The organism is Amycolatopsis sp. NBC_00438 (assembly GCF_036026695.1).
Lineage (GTDB): Bacteria > Actinomycetota > Actinomycetes > Mycobacteriales > Pseudonocardiaceae > Amycolatopsis.
The window spans coordinates 1,396,566-1,419,222 of record NZ_CP107923.1; the positions used below are offsets into that span (position 1 = coordinate 1,396,566).

General features: G+C 72.4%; 20 protein-coding genes. 12 read left to right on the forward strand and 8 right to left on the reverse strand.

Translation table 11 applies throughout. The features are described from left to right. Genes OG494_RS06690 through OG494_RS06715 form a run of 6 tightly spaced genes read left to right on the forward strand, consistent with a single transcriptional unit; the run spans position 1 to position 8,975 of the window. A complete protein-coding gene (locus tag OG494_RS06690; RefSeq protein ID WP_328452989.1) occupies positions 1-360 on the forward strand; it encodes a GPW/gp25 family protein in 360 nt (119 codons plus the stop codon). Next, positions 360-2,222, forward strand: coding sequence for a baseplate J/gp47 family protein (locus OG494_RS06695; RefSeq protein ID WP_328452991.1), 1,863 nt, complete (start codon positions 360-362; stop codon positions 2,220-2,222). The genes OG494_RS06690 and OG494_RS06695 overlap by 1 nt, the downstream gene beginning before the upstream one ends. Next, positions 2,219-4,486, forward strand: a complete 2,268-nt coding sequence (locus tag OG494_RS06700; RefSeq protein ID WP_328452993.1) for a hypothetical protein — start codon at positions 2,219-2,221, stop codon at positions 4,484-4,486. The genes OG494_RS06695 and OG494_RS06700 overlap by 4 nt, the downstream gene beginning before the upstream one ends. After that, positions 4,483-6,342: a hypothetical protein gene (locus tag OG494_RS06705; RefSeq protein WP_328452995.1), complete on the forward strand. Its 1,860-nt coding sequence runs from the start codon at positions 4,483-4,485 to the stop codon at positions 6,340-6,342. The genes OG494_RS06700 and OG494_RS06705 overlap by 4 nt, the downstream gene beginning before the upstream one ends. Before the next feature lie 39 nt (positions 6,343-6,381). Continuing rightward, complete coding sequence (locus OG494_RS06710) at positions 6,382-8,289, forward strand: DUF6519 domain-containing protein (protein WP_328452997.1); 1,908 nt, start codon at positions 6,382-6,384, stop codon at positions 8,287-8,289. Between the two features lie 38 nt (positions 8,290-8,327). Further along, complete coding sequence (locus OG494_RS06715; protein ID WP_328452999.1) at positions 8,328-8,975, forward strand: hypothetical protein; 648 nt, start codon at positions 8,328-8,330, stop codon at positions 8,973-8,975. A gap of 58 nt (positions 8,976-9,033) precedes the next feature. Here OG494_RS06715 and OG494_RS06720 read toward each other — a convergent pair whose 3' ends face one another. The 7 genes from OG494_RS06720 to OG494_RS06750 are packed head-to-tail and all read right to left on the reverse strand — an operon-like array spanning position 9,034 to position 15,405. After that, a complete protein-coding gene (locus OG494_RS06720) occupies positions 9,034-9,303 on the reverse strand; it encodes a hypothetical protein (protein WP_328453001.1) in 270 nt (89 codons plus the stop codon). Next, entirely contained in the window at positions 9,291-11,162 is a 1,872-nt protein-coding gene (locus OG494_RS06725) for an ATP-binding protein (RefSeq protein ID WP_328453002.1), read from the reverse strand. The genes OG494_RS06720 and OG494_RS06725 overlap by 13 nt, the downstream gene beginning before the upstream one ends. Continuing rightward, on the reverse strand, positions 11,159-11,818 hold the full coding sequence (locus OG494_RS06730) for a DUF4255 domain-containing protein (RefSeq protein ID WP_328453004.1): 660 nt from the start codon (positions 11,816-11,818) through the stop codon (positions 11,159-11,161). Before OG494_RS06730 ends, OG494_RS06725 begins: the two co-directional genes overlap by 4 nt. Then, positions 11,815-12,666 (reverse strand): hypothetical protein, encoded by an 852-nt coding sequence (locus OG494_RS06735; RefSeq protein WP_328453006.1) that lies wholly within the window; start codon positions 12,664-12,666, stop codon positions 11,815-11,817. The genes OG494_RS06730 and OG494_RS06735 overlap by 4 nt, the downstream gene beginning before the upstream one ends. Further along, entirely contained in the window at positions 12,663-13,328 is a 666-nt protein-coding gene (locus OG494_RS06740; protein WP_328453008.1) for a hypothetical protein, read from the reverse strand. The genes OG494_RS06735 and OG494_RS06740 overlap by 4 nt, the downstream gene beginning before the upstream one ends. 2 nt (positions 13,329-13,330) lie before the next feature. After that, complete coding sequence (locus tag OG494_RS06745) at positions 13,331-13,849, reverse strand: phage tail protein (RefSeq protein ID WP_328453010.1); 519 nt, start codon at positions 13,847-13,849, stop codon at positions 13,331-13,333. Positions 13,850-13,869: 20 nt separating this feature from the next. Then, positions 13,870-15,405, reverse strand: a complete 1,536-nt coding sequence (locus tag OG494_RS06750; protein WP_328453012.1) for a phage tail sheath family protein — start codon at positions 15,403-15,405, stop codon at positions 13,870-13,872. Positions 15,406-15,658: 253 nt separating this feature from the next. Here OG494_RS06750 and OG494_RS06755 point away from each other — a divergent pair, with 253 nt between their 5' ends. Together OG494_RS06755 and OG494_RS06760 are read left to right on the forward strand one after the other, a co-directional pair. Next, on the forward strand, positions 15,659-16,336 hold the full coding sequence (locus OG494_RS06755; protein WP_328453014.1) for an AfsR/SARP family transcriptional regulator: 678 nt from the start codon (positions 15,659-15,661) through the stop codon (positions 16,334-16,336). A gap of 193 nt (positions 16,337-16,529) precedes the next feature. Next, positions 16,530-16,967: a hypothetical protein gene (locus tag OG494_RS06760; RefSeq protein WP_328453016.1), complete on the forward strand. Its 438-nt coding sequence runs from the start codon at positions 16,530-16,532 to the stop codon at positions 16,965-16,967. Here OG494_RS06760 and OG494_RS06765 read toward each other — a convergent pair whose 3' ends face one another. Further along, positions 16,968-19,178: an eCIS core domain-containing protein gene (locus OG494_RS06765; protein ID WP_328453018.1), complete on the reverse strand. Its 2,211-nt coding sequence runs from the start codon at positions 19,176-19,178 to the stop codon at positions 16,968-16,970. Positions 19,179-19,937: 759 nt separating this feature from the next. Between OG494_RS06765 and OG494_RS06770 the strand changes: the two genes are divergently transcribed. From OG494_RS06770 to OG494_RS06785, 4 genes are all read left to right on the forward strand, one after another. Beyond that, on the forward strand, positions 19,938-20,327 hold the full coding sequence (locus OG494_RS06770) for a hypothetical protein (protein ID WP_328453019.1): 390 nt from the start codon (positions 19,938-19,940) through the stop codon (positions 20,325-20,327). A gap of 213 nt (positions 20,328-20,540) precedes the next feature. Beyond that, positions 20,541-21,185, forward strand: a complete 645-nt coding sequence (locus tag OG494_RS06775) for an RNA polymerase sigma factor (protein WP_328453021.1) — start codon at positions 20,541-20,543, stop codon at positions 21,183-21,185. After that, positions 21,166-21,897: an anti-sigma factor gene (locus OG494_RS06780; protein ID WP_328453023.1), complete on the forward strand. Its 732-nt coding sequence runs from the start codon at positions 21,166-21,168 to the stop codon at positions 21,895-21,897. The genes OG494_RS06775 and OG494_RS06780 overlap by 20 nt, the downstream gene beginning before the upstream one ends. A gap of 137 nt (positions 21,898-22,034) precedes the next feature. Further along, on the forward strand, positions 22,035-22,595 hold the full coding sequence (locus OG494_RS06785; RefSeq protein WP_328453025.1) for a hypothetical protein: 561 nt from the start codon (positions 22,035-22,037) through the stop codon (positions 22,593-22,595). Positions 22,596-22,657 lie beyond the last annotated feature (62 nt).

The following is a 22,657-nucleotide window of genomic DNA, read 5'->3' on the forward strand; positions in this document are numbered from 1 at the left end:
GTGCACATCGGGTTGCCCTTCCGCGTCGACGGCCGCGGCCGGACCGCGCGGGCCGACGACGACGAGTACGTCCGCGGCCTGGTGGAACAGGTCCTGTTCACGGCGCCGGGAGAGCGGGTGAACCGTCCGGCGTTCGGCAGCGGGGTCCGCCAGCTCGTGTTCGAACCCGCGGGCGGCGAACTGGCCGACGCGTTGCGGGTGCTGCTGCGGGGCGCGCTGCAGCAGTGGCTCGCCGACCGGATCGAGGTCGAGGCGGTCGATACCGAGGTGGCGGACTCGACGTTGAGCATCCGCGTCCGGTACCGGACGCGGGCCGGCGCCGAGGCCAGAACGGTCCTGCTGACCCGGGATGTCGTGTGATGACTGGTGTTCCGGTACCCGTCGACTACTTCGCCCGCGACTACGCCGGGCTGCGGCGCCTGCTGCTCGACCAGCTGGCGGCCGCTCTGCCCGACCGGCGGGACGACAGCCCGGCGGACCTGGGCGTCGTCCTCACGGAGTTGTTCGCCTACCTCGGCGACCACCTCGCCTACGCGCAGGACTCGGCGGCGACGGAGGCGTACCTGGGGACGGCCCGGTTCCGCGAGTCGGTGCGACGGCACGCCCGGTTGCTCGACTACCCGCTGCACGAGGGCGCCGCCGCGCGGACCTGGCTCGTCGTGACGGGCGAGGACGTGACGACCCTCGACGCCGGTCTCGAGGTGTCGACGCCCGGTGGGGAGAGCGTCTTCCACACGGTGCACCCGGTCACGGTCCGCCCGTCCCGCAACACCATCGAGGTGGACACCCGCGACGCCGAGCGCGCCGAGCTGGCCGCGGGGGCCACCAGCGCCCGGCTGGCCGGCGCACCGGCCGACCTCGCGTTGCGCGCCGGAGATGTGCTCGTGTTCGAGGACGCGGGGGCCGCCCGCAGCTGTGTCGTCCGGCTGACCGAGGACCCGGTCGTGCGCCACGATCCCGACTCGGTCACCGTCACCTGGCACGCGCAGGACGCCCCGCGCGCACCGCTTCGGCTGTGGCGGCTCCCGACCGCCGACGGCGGGCTCGAACCCACCACGGTCGTGCGCGGCAACGTGGTGCTGGCCGAGCACGGCCGGCTGGTCGCCGGGGAACCCGTCGCCCCGGCGACGGTGCCTGCCGACGGCCCGTTCCGGCCCCGGCTCGCCCGGCCGGGACTCGCCTACGCGGTGCCCTACGAGCACTCCGACGCCGTCGGGCGGCCGGCGGCGGACGCCCTGGTCATCGACCCCACGCTGGCCGTGCCCGCGATGGTGGCGCTGCACGACGAAGTGAGCGCGTGGCAGGTGCGTGCGGACCTCGTCGGCAGCGGCCGGTCCGCGGCGGACTACGTCGTCGAGAAGGCCGAGGACGGCACCGCGCGGCTCCGGTTCGGCGACGGCCGGGAGGGCCGCGCACCCGTGCCGGGAACGGTGCTGCGGGCGTCCTACCGCATCGGCGGCGGCCCGGACGGCAACGTGGGCACGGGAGCCGTCACCGAGCTGGTGACGCCGGTCGCGGGGGTGCGGGTACGCAACTGCGTCCCGGCCGTCGGTGGTGCGGCGGCCCAGCCGACCGAGCAGGCCAGGCTGCTCGCGCCGCACGGCTCGCACGTCCTCGCGAGAGCCGTGACCGAGGCCGACCACTCGGAGATCGCGATGCGCCACCCCTCGGTCGGGCGCGCGTGGTCGGTCCGGCGCTGGACGGGGTCCTGGCACACGGTGACGACGGTGATCGACCCGCCGGCGGGCGTCGTGCCCGACCTGGCGCGGATCGCCGGCTTCATCGGACGGCACGCCGTCGCGGGCGAGGACGTGCGGGTGGTGGCCGCGGTCGCCGTCCCGCTCGACATCCGGCTGACCGTGTACCCGCGCCCCTCGGCCGCGCCCGCCGAGGTGCTGGCCGGCCTGCGCGATGCGTTCACGGCCGGGCTGACCCGGGACGGCCGTCCCGGGTTCTTCCACCCGGACGCCTTCTCCTTCGCCGGCCCCGTCCACCTGAGCCGGGTGGTGGCCGCGGCGATGGCGGTACCCGGCGTCCGGTGGGTCGACACCGGCGACGATCCGGCCGTCGGCAACCGGTTCCACCGGTGGGGCCGGCGGGCCGAAGGGGAACTCGCCGCCGGCACCATCGTCCTCGGCGAGTACGAGGTGGTCAGCTGCGTGAGCGATCCGGACCGGCCCGGGCTCGGCGCGATCGACTTCGTGCTGGAGTCGGCCCGGTGACGCGGGACGTCGTCGTCCGCCGGTGCCTCGACGCGCTGCGGACCGGCTTGCCGGAGCTGGCGGTGGACAACCCGGACGACCCGGCGGTGGCCCTCGTCGGCGCCTGGGCCACCGTGGTCGACATGCTCGACTTCTACCGCGACCGGATCGCGGCGGAGGGGTACGTCGCGACCGCGGTCGAGGAACGGTCGGCGCTGGAGCTGGGCCGCGCGGTCGGGGCCGAACCGGTCCCCGCGATCGGCGCGTCGGTGCTGCTGTCGGTCACCGCGGGAGAGGTGCCCGAGGTGGTCGTGGCGGCCGGCACGGCCGTGCACAGCATTCCCGGGCCGGACGGGACGACGCAGGTCTTCGAGACGGACGCCGAGCTGCGGGCCCGGCCGGAGCGGAACTCGGTCCCGTTGCGGCAACGGCGGCCGCAGCGGCCGAGCGGGGTGGTGACCGGCCTGCGGGTCCGGGAAACCACGCTGCGCGCCGGTGACTTCGTCCTCGTCCGCGTCGGCTCGTCGGCGTACCCGCGGGTGCTCTCCGGTGTCCACACCGGACAGCCGGAGCCCGGGGTGACGACTCTCGGCTGGGTCGAGCCGGTCACTGTGCCGGCGGACGCCGGTATCGAGGTGCACGTCTTCCGCGTGCGCACCGCGCTCTTCGGGCACAACGCACCCGACTGGACGGCGATGCCGGCCGCCGTCAAGTCGGACTACGGGGGCGCCGACGCCGCCGACTGGCCGGGTCTCGACGTCGTGTCGTCCACCGACCCGGATGACGACGGGCCGGCCGTGGAGCTGGCCGGCGACCACCCGTCGATCGGCGTCGGGTCGTGGCTGCTGCTGCGCGCTCCGGGCAAGACGGACGTCCTGCGGAAAGTGCTGGCCGTCCGGACGAGCGCCGCGGCGGGCTTCGCCGTCAGCGGCCCGGTCACCCAGGCGGTGATCGAGGGCGGGGCGGACCTGTTCGACGGCTTCACCCGCCGCACGACCACCGTGCTGGGGCAGAGCGAACAGCTCACGCTCGCCGACGAACCGGACACCGCCGAGATCGCCGCGCCCGTGCTGGATCTCGCGGAGCCGGTGCCGTTCACCCCGGGGGCACCGGTGATCGTCGTCGGCCGCGACACCGGGGGTGAACTCCTTGCCCAGCACGGGATCGTCGTGGCCGCGACGGGATCGACGCTGGCGCTGACCGCGCCCCTGGCGTCCGGGATCGTCCAGGCGTCCGGGACCGTGCTGGGCAACGTGGTCGCGGCGACCGCCGGCGAGACCGTGGCCGAGGTGCTCGGCAGCGGCGACGGATCCGCCACCCACCAGCGGTTCCCGGTCCGGCGTGCGGTGGTCGGGCACGTGCCCGCCGCCACCGGCGACGGCTTCCGGTCGACACTCGACGTGCGGGTGGACGACGTGTCCTGGGCCCAGGTGCCCGAGATGCTGTCGGCCGGCCCCGCAGACCGGGTGTTCCGCGTGCGGGAGGAAGCCGACGGGACCGCGGTGGTGTGGTTCGGGGACGGCGTGCACGGCGCCCGCCTCACCACGGGAACCGGGAACGTCGTGGCCGTCTACCGGACGGCGGCGGGGCGTGCCGCGAACGTCGGGGCCGGCACGCTGCGCCTGCTGCCGATCAGCCCGCTCGGCGTCACCGGGGTGGACAACCCGGTGCCCGCCACCGGTGGCACCGACCGCCGTCCCGTGGACCTCGCGCGGATCCCCTACGCCGCAGGCGTTCTGGACCGGGTCGTGTCGCCGGCCGACCACTTGGCCTTCGCGCTCGCGTTCGCCGGCGTGCGCACGGCGGCGCTGACCGTGTTCGGCAAGGGCACCCGCCCGGTCGTGCACCTCGACGTCGTTACGGTGGGTGGTGCCGGCCGGGTCGTGGACGACCTGCGGGCCGCGCTGCGGGCCGTCCGGTCGCCGGAGGGTGACCTGGACGTCCAGCAGTGCCAGGAGGTGGAGTTCGAGGTGTCGCTCGAAATCGTGCTCGAGAAGCCCGGTGACACCCGGGTCACGACGGCGGTTTCGTCGGCGGTGCGGGACACGTTCGGTGCGGATGGCCGCGCGATCGCCGAGCCGGTCGCGCTCTCGCAGATCGTGGCCGTCGCGCAGCGGGTGCCGGGCGTCGCGGCGGTCCGGCCCACCGCGCTGCACCGGCACGGCGCCGCGGTGGCCGTGGCCCAGGTGCTCGACGCGCTGCCCGCCCGGCTCGGCTTGTCCGGTGTGGTCGCGGCGCAGCTGCTCGTGGTCCACGAGATCGTGGTGCGGGAGGCTTCCGGATGACCGGCAACCCGATGTACGACCTGCTCCCGCAGTACGTCCGGACCCGCGACGCGGACCTGGGCCACCCGCTGCGGTCGCTGCTCGCGCCCCTGGAGGACGAGTACCGGCGGGTCCGCCACGACGTCGACCGCCTCTACGACGACTGGTTCGTCGAGACGTGCCGGGCCGAGGTGCTCCCGCTGCTGCTGGACCTCGCCGGCGGCCGGACCCTCACCGGTGCGCCGTCGCGGGCTCTGGTCGCGCACAGCGTCCACACCGGCCGGATCAAGGGCACGGCCGAAGGTCTGCGCGGGATGGCCGCCGACGTCACCGGCCGGCCGGCGGACGTGGTCGAGTACTTCGCCCGCCTGCGCGTCACCCAGCACGTCGACAACGTCCGGCCCGGCCGCCTCGCGCTCCCGGACCTGCGGGACACGGCCGGCCTGGCCCGCCTGGGCACCGCGCACGACGAGGTGGCGCGCGGCGCCGACGTTCGCGACATGACCGGCGGGGTGGCCCGCCACAACGTCGCGAACATCGGGGTGTACCTGTGGCGGCTGGACAGCTACCCGTACCGCGGTGTGCACGCCCGCGCGGTGGACGGCGGACGCGGCCGGTGGACGTTCGACCCGGCGGGCCGGGACACCCCGCTGTTCACCCCGGATGCGCGGCCGCTCTCCCGGCTGGACCTGCATTCGGCGCTCGCCGGCGGTGCCGCCGGACCGGCGGTGGCGGTCGTCGTGGACGGCACCTCGGTGCCGTTGTGCGCCGCCGACCTGAGCGCGTGGGACCAGCCCGCGGACGGGCAGGTGGCCGTGGACCCGGAGCTGGGCCGCCTCACGGTCGGCCGTCGTGCCGGGGCGCCGCTCGTCGAGGTCGCCTACCACGCGGGTGCGCCCGGCGACCTCGGCGCGCACTCGTACTACCGCGGCCCGGCCCTCGCGGGTGCCCTCGCCGCCGCGGACTTCCCGAGCCCGTCCGCCGCGGACTGGCGGGCGGTGGTGCGGCAGCGGTCCGGCTCGTTCACCAGCTTCGCCGACGCGGCGGCGGCGTGGAGCTCGTTGCCCGCCGACCCCGCCGGCCGCTTCGGGGTGATCGTCGTCGCCGACAGCGCCACCTACTCCGAGGACCTGGACCTGCGGCTGCGCCCCGGCGAGCGCCTGCTCGTCGTCGCCGCGGCGACGACCGCGGCCGGCGTACTGGTCCCGGTGGGCGTCCGGCCGCACTTCGCCGGCGGCGTCCGCGTCCGGACCCGGCCGGGTCGCGCGCCGGTGCCGACCGGGCTGGTCCTCGACGGCCTCTCGATCGAGCGCGGGGTGCGGGCGGACGACGGCCTCCCCGGCACGCTGGTGGTGTCCGGCTGCACGGTGCTGGGTGGCCTGGGGGCGGAGACGGCGAAGTCACCGGCGGGGCACACCTTCCGGCTGCTGCGCTCGGTCGTCGAGAGCGTCGAACTGCCCGGCCGGCGGGTCGTGGCCCAGGACAGCGTCGTGTACGCGCGGGGGAAGGCCGTGGTGGCGGACGACCTCGAGCTGGTCGCGTGCACCGTGCTCGGTGACGTGGCGGCGCGGACGGTGTCCGCCACCGACTCGATCCTGACCGGCGCGGTGACCGCCACCGACGGCAGCCAGGCCCGGCACAGCCACCTCGGCTCCGGTGTCGGGCAACCGGTGTTCGACTCGGTCGACCCGGCGCATCCCGCGTTCTGCCGGCTGTCCCCGGGGTGCCCGCCGGAGATCACGACGGGTGCCGGTGACCAGGGGGAGATGGGCGCGCACCACCACCTCGGCCAGGGCCGGCGGCTCGCCGAGCTGGCGTTCCAGCTCGACGGGCACCTGCGGCCGGGTCTGGTCGCCGGCACGTGCTTCGCCACCTGAACCGGCTCACGACCGCACAGACATGGGGAAAGGCAGGACATGAAGGGCGATTTCACCCGCCGGACGTTCCGCAGGGCCGACCGGTACCGCGGGGTGCTGCTGCAGCAGGGCAGGGTGGCGCTCGACGCCGACTGGAACGAGCAGCACGAGATCCAGCGCTACCACGACGAGCTGACCGCGCGGGACGCGATCGGCCCCCACGGCGCTCCGGTCGACACGGCCGGTTTCCGGATCACCGACGCCGACGGCGAGGAGCCGCGCGAGTGCTCGTGGGACCGCCTGACCGTCTCGCAGGGCCGGTACTACGTGCAGGGCGTCCTGTGCGAGAACGACCTGCCCCTGCCGCTCTCGGAGCAGCCCGACCTGCCCGGCGTGGCCGAACCCCTCGAGGACGGCCGGTATGTGGTCTACCTCGACGTGTGGTCGGAGCACGTCACCGCGCTGGAGGACCCGCGGCTGCTGGAGGTCGCGCTCGGCGGAGCCGACACGGCGACCCGTGCGCGCACCGTGTGGCAGGTGCGGGTCCAGTGGCTGCCCGACCACCACACCGTGGCCGGGGACGTCGCCCCGCCGTGGACCCCGGCGTACACCGGAACCCCGCGTGGCCTGCGGGCCAAAGCTGTCGCCGACCCGGATGCGCCCGCCGGGCTGGTGCCGTCGTCGGCCGCCTACCGGGGGCTGCGCAACCAGCTCTACCGCGTGGAGATCCGCGACGGCGGCGACCGGCCCACGTTCGTGTGGTCCCGGGACAACGGATCCGTCACCGCACGGGTCGCCGAACTCGCTTCGGACACCGGGGGCGACGACCTCCGGGTGCGGATCGACGCGCCGCCGCGGGACGCGGTGTCGGGGTTCCCGGCCGGCTGCTGGGTCGAGCTGGTGGACCGGGACAGGAGCCGGCGCGGCGAACCGGGGTTCCTCGGCCGGGTGTCGGGTTCGGCGGACGTCGACCTGACCGTCGGCGGCTGGGACGGACCGGCCCCCCGGCCGCTCGACCTGGTGGATCCCGTGATCCTGCGCCGGTGGGACAGCGACGGCGCGGTGCCGGTCGCGGACGGGTGGCTCGAGCTCGATCACGGGCTCTCCGTCCAGTTCTCCGGTGGGCTGGCGACCTGCGGGGACCACTGGCTCATCCCGGCCCGCACGGCGCTGACGGCCGGCTCACCGGCGGGCGCCGGCGTCCAATGGCCGGCGGCCGAGGACGAGCCGGTGTTCCTCCCGCCGGACGGCATCATCCACCAGTACGCCGCGATCGCGCTGCTCGACCTGCGCGAGAAGAAGTGGACGCGGATGGCCGACTGCCGCGCCACCTTCGCGCCGCTGGCCCAGGCCAGGGCCGATCCCGCGAGTCAGGCCGCCCCGGGCCTGCACGTGGAACGGGTGGCGTTGCGCCGGACCGGGAGCAAGGTGGAGAACGACCAGCGGGTCACGCCGGCGGAGCTGCTGACCGGCCTCACCGTCGAATTCGACGGCGCCCCGGTGCCGCTCGGTGGTCCCGGCCGGCCGCCTCTGACCGTGACGATCGACCTGCCCTACTCCGAGGCCGAGAGCATCTCCGACGGCGATGCCCGGCGGGTGCTCGGTACCCGGCCGCTCCTGCTGGACGCGATCGTCGAGGCCGACCGGGCGTCGCTGGTGTGGATTCCCGGCGACGTGGTGTCCGACAGCCTGGCCAACCTGGTCAGCGTGCTGCACGAACGGGGCGTCGAACGGCTGCTGTGCACGCTGCGGATCGACGGGAGGTCGGTCGTGGACAGTGACCACCCCACCCGGATGCTCAACGGCCTGGCGATCCACCGTGCCCGCGAGGACGGCACGGTCGAGCAGCTCCTGCCCACCGTCGACGACGTGCGCGGCGCGGACTTCAGCACCTGGTTCTGGCTCGACATCGAGCCGGAGCCGGGCAAGTTCGACAGCGCCAAGTTCGACGCCAACGTCTTCGGCTGACCCGTCTTCGGCCGATCGTGTTCTGAGGAGAAACCCTGATGTCGTTGGATGACAAACGTGCCGGCGAGCTGATCCGCGCGGAGGACTGGAACGAGCTCGTCGCCGTGGTCAAGGATCTGCAGGCCGAGAACACGGCGTTGCGGGCGCGGGCCGACCAGTTGCAGGCCGGGAAGCTGGGTCTCGCCGAGGGCGGCCGGGTCACCGGTCTGCTCGAGGCGACGGTGTTCCGGGCCGACGCGGTGCGCAGCTCCGGCCTCGGGGCCGAGTTCGTCCGGCCGGTCGGCAGCACGTGGGAGCACTCGACGAACCAGTCCACCTGGCAGACGCTGGTCACCAAGCAGGTCGGGGTGTCCCGCACGACGACGTTCCTGCTGATCGGGCACGGCTCGGGGAAGGCCGAGGACGGGACGCATCCGTTGGAAGTCGGCATCTTCAAGGACTCGCAGTGGCAGGGCACGGAGAGCGTCACCGGCGCGTCCGACGTGGCCTGGGGCATGGGCTACTCGGGACCCAGCACGGACTCGCTGCGCCACGCCGGCCAGATCGTGGCCATGGCACTGTGCCGGGTCGAGCCCGGCGCACCGGTGTTCCAGCTGCGCTACCGCGCGAGGACCGGCCAGAAGCTGGTCACGGTGTACGGCCCGTCCCTTTGGATCATCCGCCTGGGTGACCCCACGCCTCAGTAGGTGAGTTTCTTGAAGCAGGTGAGGGCTGCCGAGAGGGTGAGGACGGGGTTCGGGCCGGTCATGGATCCCTTTTTTGCTCTGACCGAGGCTCCGTCGCAGACGGCCCGGGACCGATCATGCCGGACGACCACAAGCCCTGCTGAGACACGCTCTTAGGGGCCGCCTCGACTCGCCGGCGTACGGTCTCGTCGGCGAGGACGGCCGTTTCGACGGCGGCCCGCAGTCCCGCCGTCGAGCCGGCCAGCAGGGCGGTGATCTCGGCGGCGGGCAGCTCGACGACGAGGGTTTCGATGTGCACGGTTTCCGCGCGGCCGGTCAGGTCGGCCATCCGCTGACCTCCGTGCCGGTCAGCCGGCGGTCGAGTTTGGCGTATTCGGCCCGGGCGGCTTCCAGGACGTGGGCCATGGTCACGGCTTCTCCCGCGTCGGCGGCGAGGTAGGCGGCGGACAGGGCCGTGTCGCGGATGGCCGCGCCGGTGATCGTCAGCTGGGCCAGCAGGTCGTGGTCGAGGTCGCGGGTGGGAGCCGCGGCCGGGAACGCCGTGCGCCAGATGGCCGCCCGCGAGCGCGCGTCGGGGAACGGGAAGTCGACCACGAACCGGAGCCGCCGCTGGAACGCCGGGTCGAGGCTGTCCTTCAGGTTCGTGGTCAGGATCGCCAGCCCGCGGTAGCTTTCGATGCGCTGCAACAGGTAGCCGACCTCGATGTTGGCGTACCGGTCGCGGCTGTCGGTGACCTCGCCGCGCTTGCCGAACAGCGCATCCGCCTCGTCGAAGAGCAGGACCGCGCCGCCGGCGTCCGCGGCGTCGAACACCCTGCTGAGGTTCTTCTCCGTCTCGCCGACGTACTTGCTGATCACCCGGCTCAGGTCCACGCGGTAGAGATCCAGGTGCAGCTCGCCGGCCACCACCTCGGCCGCGAGGGTCTTCCCGGTGCCGCTGGGCCCGGCGAAGAGCGCGGCGGTGCCGAGGCCGCGGGCGCCCGCGAAGCCCCACCCGTCCAGGACGAGGTGCCGGTGGCGGACGTGCGCGACCAGCCGGTGCAGCCGCGTGGACTGGTGGGCCGGCAGCACGATGTCGGCCCAGCCCGCGCGGCTCTCCACACGTTGCGCGACGGCGTCGATGCCGGGCCGGGCGTGGCTTTGGCACCCGCGCCACAGGTCGTCGACCGTGACCTGCCCGGCCGCCCTCGCCTCGGACACCACGGCGCGCACGGTGTCCGCGTCCAGGTCGAACTGCGCCGCCAGCCGGGTCACCTCCGGTACCGGGACCCGGTCCGCCACGTCACGCCACAGCAGGACGCGTTCGGCCACCGAAGCGGCCGGCACGCTGATCCGGGGCAGAGCCGGGCCCGGAGGCGGCCGGGGCGCGATGATCGCCACCGGGGCGCTCAGCCGGCCGGCGAACCGGACCGCGGCGAGGTGCGCGGGTTCGTCCGCCTCCACGAGGTCGAGGATCCACGCGGTCGGGGTCAGTGTGCTCTCACGTTCGCACAACGCCGCCAGTTCGTTGCGCGGCCGCACGTCCCGCGGCAGGTCCGCGCCGTCGAGGACGACCGGTCGCCGCCCGGCCCGGGCGCTCGCCGTCGCGGCGATGGCCAGCAGATCGGCCCGGTGGCGCCCGAGCACCACGACGTGGGGGGTCGACGGGTCGGCCCACTGCCGTGCCAGCGTGGCGGCGGCGGGGTGCCCGGTCGCCGCCGGGGGAGGGGGTGCCGAGAGGGCCGCGATCGCCGGGTCCAGGTAGTCGAGGCCGGTCAGGGCGTGCAACACCCGTTCCTCGATCCGCAGGGTGCCGGCGGTCGGTGACTCCGGGTGGGTCAGCGTCACCAGGCGGCACGCTCGCAGAGGACCGGCCGGGGAAATGGCGTCCCAGTGCGGGCTGTCCAGAGTGGACAGTGCGAGGCCGAAGCTCGCCCACGTGCGGCCGGGTTCACCGTGGGCCTTCGCGCAGGCGTGCGCGAAGCCCGTGTCGAGCTCCACCCCCGCGCACAGCAACAGCACGTCGCGTTCGAAGCCGGACAGGCCGAAACCGTCGCGCAGCGCGTCGAGCGCGGGCGGCTCGGGGAGGGTCCACGCGGTCCGGGGCACCGGCTCCGCACTGTCGGGGTCGAGGCGCCCGGCCAGCTCGTCCAGTGCCGCCGCGAGGTGGCCGTGGTTCGCCGCCGACCACTCGGGCGACCGGGTCACTCCGCGTCCGGCGTCAACAGAGTGGCTTTGACGCGGACCTTCTTCGGCTTCTCGGCCGGGACGGCGGCCGGGACCTCGTCCGCGACGTAAACGGCGGTCGCCTGGTAGGCGACCGACAGCCGGTAGGCGGAGTGGAACAGCGCCGACCAGAGCTTCGTCGCCGACTCCTGGTCGAGCGGGAGCATGCTCAGCCGCACGACGTCCGGCGCGGTGGCCGGGTCGAGGTGCTGTTCCCACGCGTCCGGGTCGATCTGGACCGCCCGGGCCGCGACGTCGGCGACCAGGGCGCGGTCCAGCACCGGGTGGCGCGCCAGCGTCGCGACCGTCATGCCGAGGAGCCGCTGTGGCTCCAAAGTCGACTCGTCGCCGTAGAAGGTGAGCAGGTAGTCCAGATCGAGGCACTGCACGGCCGGGGCCACCGTGCCGGAGCCGGACCGCCTGGTGGGCAACGCGTCCAGCCCCGGTGCGCCGCGGGGTGCCGCGCGGTAGAGGAAGACGTTCACGCCGCTGACCTGAGTGTCCACAGTGGCCAGTGCCGACGGTCGGATGGTGGTGACCTGGGCGCTGCGCACGTCACCGGGGCTCGCGCCGGCCAGGACGTCGCCGAGGATCCGCCTGAGGGTCGCGGTGACCATGGCCACCGCCAGGTGACTCATTTCCCCTCGCGGCCGGACAGGTAGTCCTCGAGCGACATCGACCGGGTGGGTGCCCGTCGCGCACGGGCGGGAGCGGGTGCCGCGGTCGTCGTGGCGGCGGGCCGGACCACGACGGTGCCGATGGTGACGGTGACGTTCGGCGCGACCGGCGCCGGCGCGGGAAGGCGGGTCCGCGCGGGCGCCGCGAACTCCCTCGTGGCCACCGGTGCGACCGCGCTCGCCGGCGGAACGGGCGCGTCGGTCACGGGAGACTGCTCGGTCACGGTGGTCTCCTGGACCTCGGGTGCTACGGGAGCGCCGGCGGGAGCGGGCTCGGCCGCCACACCGGAGACGCCGGCGACGACATCGGCGGGGACCGGGCCGGGTGTCCCGCGCTGGTCGTCGCCGGCGCCCGGCGGTCGTGACGCCGGTCGCTCGGGCTCGGCGTGGGTGGCCGTCGCGGCGCGCGGTGGCCTGAGGGTCGACTGCCGCGCCGGTTCGGCGACTCGCCCGGGGAGCGGCCGGGCGGCGTCGCGTCCCGCCCGGCGGTCCGGTACCGCGGACCCAGCCGGCGGAACCGGCTCGGACTCGGCTCCGGCGACCGGAAAGGCCGGCGAGCCGGGCTCGGTTCCGGCTGGTTCCCGTTCGACGGCCTGGCCGGCCGTCGCCGGCCGCGGGACCGCCTGCTCGCGGATCACCGTCGCGGCCGGGGGTGTGCCGCCGCTCTCCGCCGGCCGGGAGGTGCTCGGCCGTTCCGCTTCGACCAGCGGGTCGGGCTGCGCCGCGGGCACGACCACGGGAGCGTTCCGGCGCAACGGTTGTGACAGCCCCAGCGTCCGGTCGACGAGGTGGTCCAGGAAGTCGGTCATCCGGCCGCCATCCTCAGATAGGTGGCGCGCCGCCGCGGCCCGAGCGCCAGGATGTCGTGTTCGGTCCACCCGTAGGCCGAGGCCAGCAGGTGTACCTCAGCCAGCAGGTCGAGGGCGTGCCGTTCGACTTCGGCCCACAGCAGGACCGCGACGTCGAGGTCCGCCCTGGTCACGCTCGCGCACTCGGGGCACGTGGCCGCGATGGTGACGGCGCTCGCCGGTGCCGCAGTCTCCATGACTTCCGCCCACCGGTCGCCGTCCGGGGTGCCGGGACCCCGGGCACACCGCGTCAGCAGGTGTGCACGCGCCTGTGCCGGGGACATCCCGCGGATCTGCCGCAGGTCTTCGCTGGTGGGCAGCGCGAAGGGCACGCCGTCCAGATCGAGCTGCTTCGCCGGCGGGGGATCGGGCAGTGCGGCCAGGTCGACCGCGACGTCGAGGGCGTCCCCGCAACCGGTGCACGCGAATTCCCCCACGACGACCGACCGCCCCGACAGCGTCCGCAACGCCGCGAGAAGCACGGCGTCGCGCCGGGCGACGTCGGTTCGCGCCGCCTCGTCGACGTCGATGCCGTCGAACGCGGCGAACATCGTCACCGCCCGGTCGAGAGAATCCCGCCCGCTGCCCTGTTCCCACGCCACCAGCACGTCCGCGGCGAGCAAGATCAGCCCGGGTAGCCGGGTTCGGTGGGCTCGACGACCGCGAGGTCACGTTCCCAGCCCTCGTTCTCCAGCTTGATGTGCTGGATCGCGACGGCGTTCGCGTTGGCGTCGAGCTCGGGAAGTGCCTGGTACTCCGAAACCCAGCAGCGGTAGACCTTGTAGGCGATGGCCAGCTGCCCTGCCTCGTTGTAGACCTCCAGCACCAGGTCCTTGCGGAAGTCGCTCAGCGAGAGCTCCGAGCCCAGCCCGTTGCCGTACTTGTGCGCCTGATTGGCCCACTGCTCGAACGCGGTGTCGTGCGTGACCCCGCGTTCGAGGGTGATCGCGGTGTACTCGGTGCGGCCGGGGGACTTGCGGCTGCTGCTCGGGTCGCCGCCGTCCCGGTGGGAAACGACCTCGGTCGTCCGGCTCAACGCGCCGACCTTGCTGACGCCCGCGACGTACCTGCCGTCCAGGCGGACGCGGAACTTGAAGTTCTTGTACGGGTCCCGCCGGTGGGCGTTGACGGTGTACTCGGCCATCGTGCCGGTGTCCTCCCTGATCAGGCCTGCGTCGCGGTCGTCTGCTGGATCTGCAGGACCACGAACTCCGCCGGGCGCACCGGGGCGAACCCGACGAGCACGTTGACCCGGCCCGCCGCGACGTCGTCCGGTGTCGTCGTGTCCTTGTCGCACCGGACGAAGAACGCCTCGGCCGGGGTGGTGCCCTGGAACGCCCCCTGCCGGAACAGGCCCTGCATGAACGACCCGATCGCGAGCCGCAGCTGCGACCAGAGCGGCTCGTCGTTCGGCTCGAACACCGCCCACTGGGTGCCGCGGAACAGCGACGACTCGAGGTACAGGGCCAGCCTGCGCACCGGCAGGTACTTGTACTCGTCGCCCAGCTGGTCGGAGCCGCGCATGGTCCGCGCTCCCCACACCACCGGCCCGGTCCCGGGGAACGCGCGCAGGCAGTTCACACCGAGTGCGTTGAGCCGCCCGTTTTCCTCGTCGGTCAGGGTGACGGCGAGGCTGGTACCGCCCGCGAGCGCGGCGTCGACCCCCGCGGGTGCCTTCCACACCCCGCGGGTCGCGTCGGTGCGCGCGATCACGCCGGCCACGGCGCCGCAGGAGGCGAACTCGCCGGACCGCCCGTCGGCGGTGGGATCGCGCTGAAGCAGCTTGGGGTAGAAGACGGCGGCGTTGCGGGCCGCTTCGCCGGTCACGCCCGCCGCCGCCAGCGCGTTCGGCACGCCCGCGGGCGCCACGCCGCCGGGGAGGTCGACGATCAGCACGGCGCGCCGGCGCACGCACAGCTGCGCGGCGGCGCCCAACACCTTGGCGTCCACGGCTTTGGCGGGGTCGGTCGGCGGAACGCACAGCAGGGTGAACGGGTCGGCGAGGTCCAACGCCCGGATCCCGTGGTGCCGGTCGGCGAACCCTTCGCCGTCGTAGTCGTCCTTGCCGAGCGCTGCGCCGGCCGACGTGGGCGTCGCGACGGCGAACGCCGTGTCCGGTCCGGTGACGAGTGGCCGCGGGATCGCGGAGTCGCCCGCCGGTGGCACGACCCGGACGAGCGCGGACCCCGCGGCGAGGACGTCGACCACGAACCGGGGACCCGCGGTCGTGGTGAGGTTGCGGTACGCCTCCTGCTTGGACGTCGCGGGATCGGTGACGGTGAGGTTGAACAGCGTCGTGGACGTCGGATCGACGACGTCGTGGTCGACGTCGATCCGCAGCCGGTCGGCCCACGGGCCCGGGTCGGCCGCCCGCAGCACCAGGCCGGTCTGGCCCGTCGGCAGGCCGGCCTGGTGGAACTCGGCCGTTCCCGCGGTGGCGGAGACCACCCGGACGACGACGGCCTGCCCGCCACCGTTGGCGAAGTAGTCGCGCACGGCGAAGCCGACCGGGGTCCCGAGCCCGCCGAACGTGCGCTCGTAGCCCGCGTAGCTGTCGACTGTCACGGCCTGGTGCACCGGACCCCGGGTCGTGGGACCCACGAACGCGGTCACCGAGGTCGCGACGCCGGTGATCGAGCGGGTACCGGACGGCACCTCGGCCACGTACACACCGGGGTAGGAGGTGTTCACGACGACCATGACGCCTCTTTCGGTTCGGGTCCGCGTGCCGGGGGTGGGGTTCTCGAGCCACAGTTCGGGACGGCACATTAGCGAGCCGATGTCTCCGTGGAATCACCGCCGCATCTCATCGTTCGCCGTCTCCCCGCCGAGATCCCCGTTGCGCCGCGCCGATACTGTCGGTTCCCCAGCAAGTCGCTGGCCCAGCAGAAGACGGGGGGACCAGTTGTCACCCAAAACGTTCACTGCCACCCAGAAAACGGCCGGTCACGGCATGCTCACCCTGTTCGGTGGGTTCCAGCTCCAGATCGACGGCACGGTCGTCAAGCTCGCGGTCGGCGCGCAGCGGCTGGTCGCGTTCCTCGCCGTCGGCGGACCCTCCCTGCGGAGCCGGATCGCGTCCGCGTTGTGGGGTGACGGCCCGGAGAACCGCGCCCAGGCGCGGTTGCGCACGACGATCTGGCGGGTGAACAACCTGGTGCCGGGACTGGTCGCCAACCGCCAGGGGCTGCTGGCGGTGGCGGAATTCGTCGAATCCGACGTCCGGCGGTTCGCGGCGGAGGCGCGAACCCAGCTGAGCGGCGGTGCGGAACCGAGCACGGCGACGCTCGACCTGGGCTCGGGAGAACTGCTGCCCGGCTGGGACGACGACTGGGTGCGGTTCGAGCGTGATCGCTTCAAACAGCTGCAGCTGCACATGATGGAGGCGATCGCGGCGGTGCTGCGGGCGCGCGGCGACTACGGGATCGCCCTGGACATCGCCCTGCACGCGGTGCGGACCGACCCGTTGCGGGAAAGCGCTCGCCGGGCCGTGATCGATGTGCACCTCGCGGAGGGCAATCACGTGGAGGCGTTGCGCGAATACCGGCGGTTCCACCACGAGCTGCTGACCGAGATCGGGGCGCGTCCGTCACGGGCGCTGTCCCAGCTGGTGTTCGCCCCGACGGCCTGAGCGCGAACCCGTTCGTACCGAAAGGATCCCAGTCATGACCGACCGAGCTCCGGACCAGCGGCGCGACCAGTCCGGTTCCAGGCCCGCACAGACTCCGCCCACGTCGGGGTCCAGGGCCGATACGTGGATGGGCAAACCGGGCAGCTACAAGTTGAGAGCGGTTCCGATCCATGGGAACCAGCCCAAGATCACGGTGTTCGGCGCAGCCGCGTTGGAGGCGGCGCGAGACGACCGGCTGCGGATGCTGGGGTACCTGATGAACGGCTCCGAACGGGTCGAGGACTACGCCACCGGGGTTTGTTACGACATCGTGGCGTTCATCCTCGCGCTGGACGGCCGGATCGACCGGAAGACGCTGGAGGGGACCGGCGGTCAGGACTGGCTGAAGTACTTCGACTTCGACAGCGGAACGAAGTGGAGCGGGGAAGCGATCCCGACGGGGAGCGCGGTCGGCTTCAAACGGATCGGCGACTACGAACCAGGGTACTTCCACGCGACGGTGGCCGTCGGCGGAACGTTCGTGCGGGGTGTGAACGCGAACGGAATCACCTACGGCTGGCTGGACAAGGCCGACTTGACCGAACGGCTCGCGGGCAGGCGCGACATCGAGGTGCGCTACCTGACACCGTGATCAGGTGAACCAGTGACCGAACGTCTCCTCGTCCTTGAGGCCGAGGAGCTTCGAGTCGTCCAGATCCTTGAACACCGCCAAGTACTTGTCGAGCTCCACCGGATTCCCTAGCATGGCCTCGTTCACGGCGCGCACGAGCGCGTCGCCCCGGTGCTCGACGAGCACGCGGAGGTCCTTCAGCCGCGGGTCGAACAGGACCGGCGCGAGCTTCTCCTCCGCGGCCAGATGGGCGCGATCTTTTCCTTGTTCGACGTTCATCGTGGGGAACGGCGGAATTTCCTCGTGGCGGGTCAACCGACCGATGGATCCGGTCGGTTCTTGCCCCCCGGGCGCTTCGATCCGAACCCGTCCCGGCAGCTTGGCGAACGCTCCGGTCCGGACGAGCTTGTCGAAGCGATCCGGTGGCAGGAAGCCGCTGATCGTGTCCAGCGCCGACTTGACGTTGGGAGCGAATTCATTTCGTCCCCCGGTGCTGACCACGATCTCGCCGCCTTGCGTCTGGGGGAGGATCTTCTTCGTCAGGAAGAACTCGAGTAGCTGCTCCACCGTTCCCGCCTTTTCCGAGCCCGGGATCAGGCGTTTTTTCTGCTCGGGATTCAGTCGCACGAACCGGGCCAACGGAATGGAGTGGGTCACGTGCTGCATCATCTTCGGCGCCACGCTCTTCGTGAGCGGCGTCAGTCCTGGCGCGAGCCTGTCCAGCTCGGGCGTGCCCGTCCATTTACCCTTCGCGAGTGCGATGGGCAACTGTGCGACGTTCTTGCCAAAACTGCGGATCGGAAATTTCTTGAGGTCGGCGTCGATCTGCGTTTTCAGCTCTTTGGCGTCCTTGAGCACCTTCCTTGTGAACGGCCGGGTCCGGAACTCGACCTGCACGAGTGCTCCGGGTCCTTCCGGCTTGATGTCGTCGATGAGGAACTCGACCCGGTCGGTGGACGCCAGCGTGACGTTGATCAGGCTCTCGGCCATGGTGACGTAAGCGGGCCGGACCAGGAGGTGGTTCCCCGTCTCGATCTCGAACCCCATTCTCGTGTTCTTCTCCACCAAGCGGCCGCGCTGGTAGTGCGCACTGATCTCCGGGCCCAGGTCGTCCAGAAACGTCCGAACGGTGGCGAGGTCGTGCGCGGGCAGTTCATAGTCGCCGGACTGAAGCCATTTTCCGACTCTGGCGGCTTTCTCGCGCAGGGACGGTGCGATCAGCGGTATGTCCTTCTGAAATTTCGTTGCGTCGGCGTGCATCGCCCGGGCTCGCCTCAGTACGTCGTCGCGGACGGTGCCGTGAACGCTGTTGACACCTTCCGCGAGCTCGACGAGGTCAGCGCGGATAAAACGGCTGGGTATCATATTCGCCCGCGTGGGATCAAGGACATATCGCAGCGAGTTCCAGTGCCAGGACAAAGAGGCTGCCTCGGCCTCCTCCGGAAACGCGACGATGGTGTCCGTGACTACTTCTCTGAACGTCAGGCCGTTCCGGGTGTCGACCACGCTGTCGAGGTAGCTACGCAGCTGATGGAGATCGGCGTCGGGCGCCAGGACCGCCGCGGGAAGGGCGGCTGCGTCGATCTGTCGCTGAACCAGCAGTCCCTCCCCGCCGGCCGGCGCGTCGACGTGGCCGGCGAGCGGTGCGCCGTCGCCGGACAGCGCCTTTCGTGCCCCCGCCTCGGCCGCTCGTTCGGACCCGCCGGCGGGGTCGCCGATCCGCAGTCCGCGGGTGGTGCCGGCGGCCGGGAGCAGCCGCTGCTGCACGACGTGGACCAGCTCGTGCGCGAGCGTGTGCCGGTCGAGCGTCCCCGCACCCGCGACGATGTGGTCGCCGGCGGTGTAGGCCCGGGCCCCGAGCGCGGTGGCGGACCGGCGTGCGGCGGCGTCGGTGTGCAGCCGGACCGCGGAGAAGTCCGCTCCGAACCGGTCCGACATCTCGTCGCGCACCTCCGGCGCGAGCGGCACCCCCGCGCCGCGCACCACGTCCCGCACGAGTTCGCCGGGCTGGACACTCGCGGGCTGCGCGGGAAGGACACCGACCGGCCCGCGCCGCGGCGTCCCACCCCCGGCGGAGAGGGGAAGCCCGCCGATGGAGTACCGGGTCAGGGAACCGACCGGCGCACTGGCCTCCGCGAAGGCCTCCGGTTCCCGGTGATCGTGACCGGAGGCCCCGCCGGGGACGGACTTCTCCCGGACGTGACCACCCGGCTCGCCTTCGACATCCGGCATGAGCGCCCTTCCCACCCGTACGACAACCGGCCATCACCGACACCCGCGACGGTAAAGCAGCCTCGTCACTGCGAAGTCACCGCGCACCCCACCAGCCGACGCTCGTCGTGACTGCGTCGACGCCGCCGTTCGCGGATTTCGAGTTGAGTCTCCGTCCGGGGGAGGCTGCAGGCTGTGACTGTGGACGACTCCGACAAGGGGATCGTGCCGGCGACCTGTCACAGCCCGGCCGGCAGTGGCGAACTTCAGCGCGGGGTTATGGATCAGCTCAGGCGCGGACAACGTATTACCCCACGGATCGGTGTTCCGGCCAGTCGGGCAGCCACGTTGGTCGGCGACGTCCCGTGCGTGCGGGATCGCCGAACAACCGGGGCGGCCGAAGGGATTCCCGCGTACGCACCGCGGCGATCCGATACTCGCCGCAGGTCGTCATGACCGGAGTCGATGCCGGCCGTGCGGGTTCTTGCTGGGCGCGAGCGTGCAACGTTCGTCAGGATGACCACCGCGCATGGGCTGCGCGGTGAATCCCCACCGGGATTCTCTTGCCGATGACCACGATGAGGTGCAGTTCGCTGCGACCACTACCGAAAAATGGTCCTGCGGAAAGTCTCGGGCAGGTTTGCCTGAGTGCACGGGGTACGCCGATGCGCGGTTGTGGTGGACTTGAATCATGGCTAATTCTTTCGGATGGGTGACTCGGGTCACCGATCGTCCCAGCTCGGTGAACGAGGGTGAAAAGGCCTGGCCTACTCCGGGATCGTGCCCGCCCTGTACCTGCAGTCATGGGTTACGCCGGAGGAGACCGGTCATCCGATCGCGCCGCCGTCGAAGACGGTGCTGCTGCGGTTGGCGGCGGCGCTGAGAGCGGACTTCACCGCGGTCCAGCAGGCGTTCGCGGCCGCCTGGCGCACTCTCGAGGGTGGGTACTGGAACCATTTCACCCCGGGCGACCGGGTGCTGGTGTTCGGCGAGCCCGACCCGGTGAACGGCCGCCGCCGGGTGCGGCGTGGAACGGTGCTCGATCTGTCTTCGCCCGACGCCATCCGGATCGATTTCGGCGGCGAGGCCCGCGAGGAGTTTTCCCCGGCCGACCCGGTCCGGGTCAACCACGCCGCCGGTGCCTGCCAGTGCGTGGTGGCGATCTCGTAGCGTTGGCAGCTCAGGAGCGCAACGGCGTCGCCGGCTCCTTCGAGCCGGCGCTTGGGCGCTCGTCGATTCGTCCGGGACCGGCTCGGCGGATGCGCTGCCGGACCTTTTCCCGAAATCCGTGATCCCCGCATCCGCGACGCCGCCGGCCGACGTAGCACTGTTGGGCGGCGTCCGTCCGCCTCAGGACTGCCGGAAGCGCCGGGGGAGACGACGATGCTGATGACCGAGGGTGTCGGCTCGCCGTCGCCTGCGGCTAGGGTGTCGGCCGTGTCCGATGATGGCGCGACGAGCGACACCGCCGACGATCTCGCCGGGCTGTTCGCCGCCGGCGAGCCGCAGGTGTTGCGTGCGGTGTTCGATCGGTACGGGCCTGCGGTACAGCGGCTGGCCCGAGCCAGCCTGCGCGACTCGGCCGACGTCGACGACGTCGTACAGGCCACCTTCGTGTCCGCGTGGAACGGTCGGCACACCTACGATCCGGAGAAGGCCGGGTTGCTCGCCTGGCTGCTGGGAATCACCCGGCGGCGCGTGGTCGACCTGCTGCGCGCGCGAGGTCGCCACCAGCGCGACAACGACGCGGCGGCCGCTGCCGCACCCGCGGAAGAGGCCGCAGTCGAATCACCGGACCGCGTGCTGGACCGGCTGGTCGTCGCCGACGGGCTGACGCGGCTGCCGGAAACGCAGAGCGAGGTCCTGCGCCTGGCCTTCTATGATGATCTGACCCACACGCAGATAGCCGAGCGAACCGGGTTGCCGCTGGGCACGGTGAAGAGTCATCTCCGCCGGGGGATGCAGAACCTGCGTTCCCAGCTGGACCGCGTGCCGGAGGAGGTGAACGATGTCGCATCCGGATCCTGATCGCCTCGTGCTGCTCGCCCTTGACGACGCAACGCCCGGTCCGGCGGACACCGCCCACCTCAGCACCTGCGCCGACTGCCGTGAACAACTCGAATCGTTGCGCACGATCGCCGGTCTCGGCCGCGAGACGAACGCGGAAACCGTACTGCCGCCGGTCCCGGAACGCGTGTGGGACCGGATCGCGGCTGAAACGGGCCAAGCGACTCGCACGTCGCCGGCCGGCGATGGCGGTCAGGTGCTCTCCCTGCAGCGCCGGAGCGGTGAGCAGACGGGCAGGCGGCGGCTTTCCCGCGGGGTCCGGTACACGATCATCGCGACCGCCGCCGCGGCGGCCGGAGTGGCCGGCACCCTGGTGGCGGTCAACGCCGGTGGCGAGCATGGCCGGGTCGTCGCGGAAGCCCAGTTGAACCGTCAGGCGTCCGCACCCGCCGGTGCGGCCGGGACCGCCCGGATCGTCGACACGGGCGCGGGCTCACGGCGGCTCAAGGTCCAGCTGACGGGCATGCCCGACCCCGCGGGCCTGTACGAGATCTGGCTCTACGACGGTGGCAAGACCATGATCCCGCTGGGCGTGACCGCCGGCACCGCGGCCGATGTGCTCATCCCTCCCACCATCGCCGTCGACAGCTATCCCGTCGTCGACGTCTCGGCGCAGCACCTCGGGCAGCAAGAGCACGGCGTGAGCATGCTTCAGGGCACCTTCGGCAGCTGACCGTCAGGGTCTGCCGTGGACGGCGTCCGTCCGGCCGGTCCGGAACTGCCGCCGGTTCTCTTGCGTGTGCTGCATCCGTTCGATCTCCTGCCTGCGTATTCCCCGTGTCCAGGAAGCAACGAGAACGGAGTCATCTCATGCGCCTTCGCATGCTCGGGGTGTCCATCGCCGCCGCTGCGGCCCTGGCCGGGGCCACCGCCGCACCGGCCCAGGCGGCCCAGCCCGTGAGCGCCGCGGCCCACACCGTCTCGCACCACCACTGGTATCACTTCGGCAAAGGTCGCACCGACCTGACGCTCGATGCCGCGGCCGCCGGTGCGCTCACGTCGCTGGGTGTGAAGGTGGTGCCGGTGCTGGCCAAGGTCGGCCACCCCGCGGGCAAGACCGTGTTCGGGTTCACGATCGTCGGCAACCCGAACGACGGGACGATCGAACACGTCGGCGGCCTGCTGCTCCGCGCCGGCGGCAAATGCCTGTACCTGACCAGCTACACGATCGACCTCGAGCGCGGTGTCCTCAGTGGCCGGATCAACTTCGGGGCCCGGGCTGATCTGTTCACCATCGGCGCGGCCACACCCGATGGCGTCACCCTGGCGCTCACCGCGCCGGCGGCGGCCCTGCTGAACAAGACCTTCGGGGTCACGGCGTTCACCCAGGGATTGGTGATCGGCTACGGGAACCCGATGATCCGCAAGTAGCCGGTCAGTCGTTCGCCGGGGTGGCCGGCGCGCCACCGGCCACCCCGGCGAGCCTGCGGCGC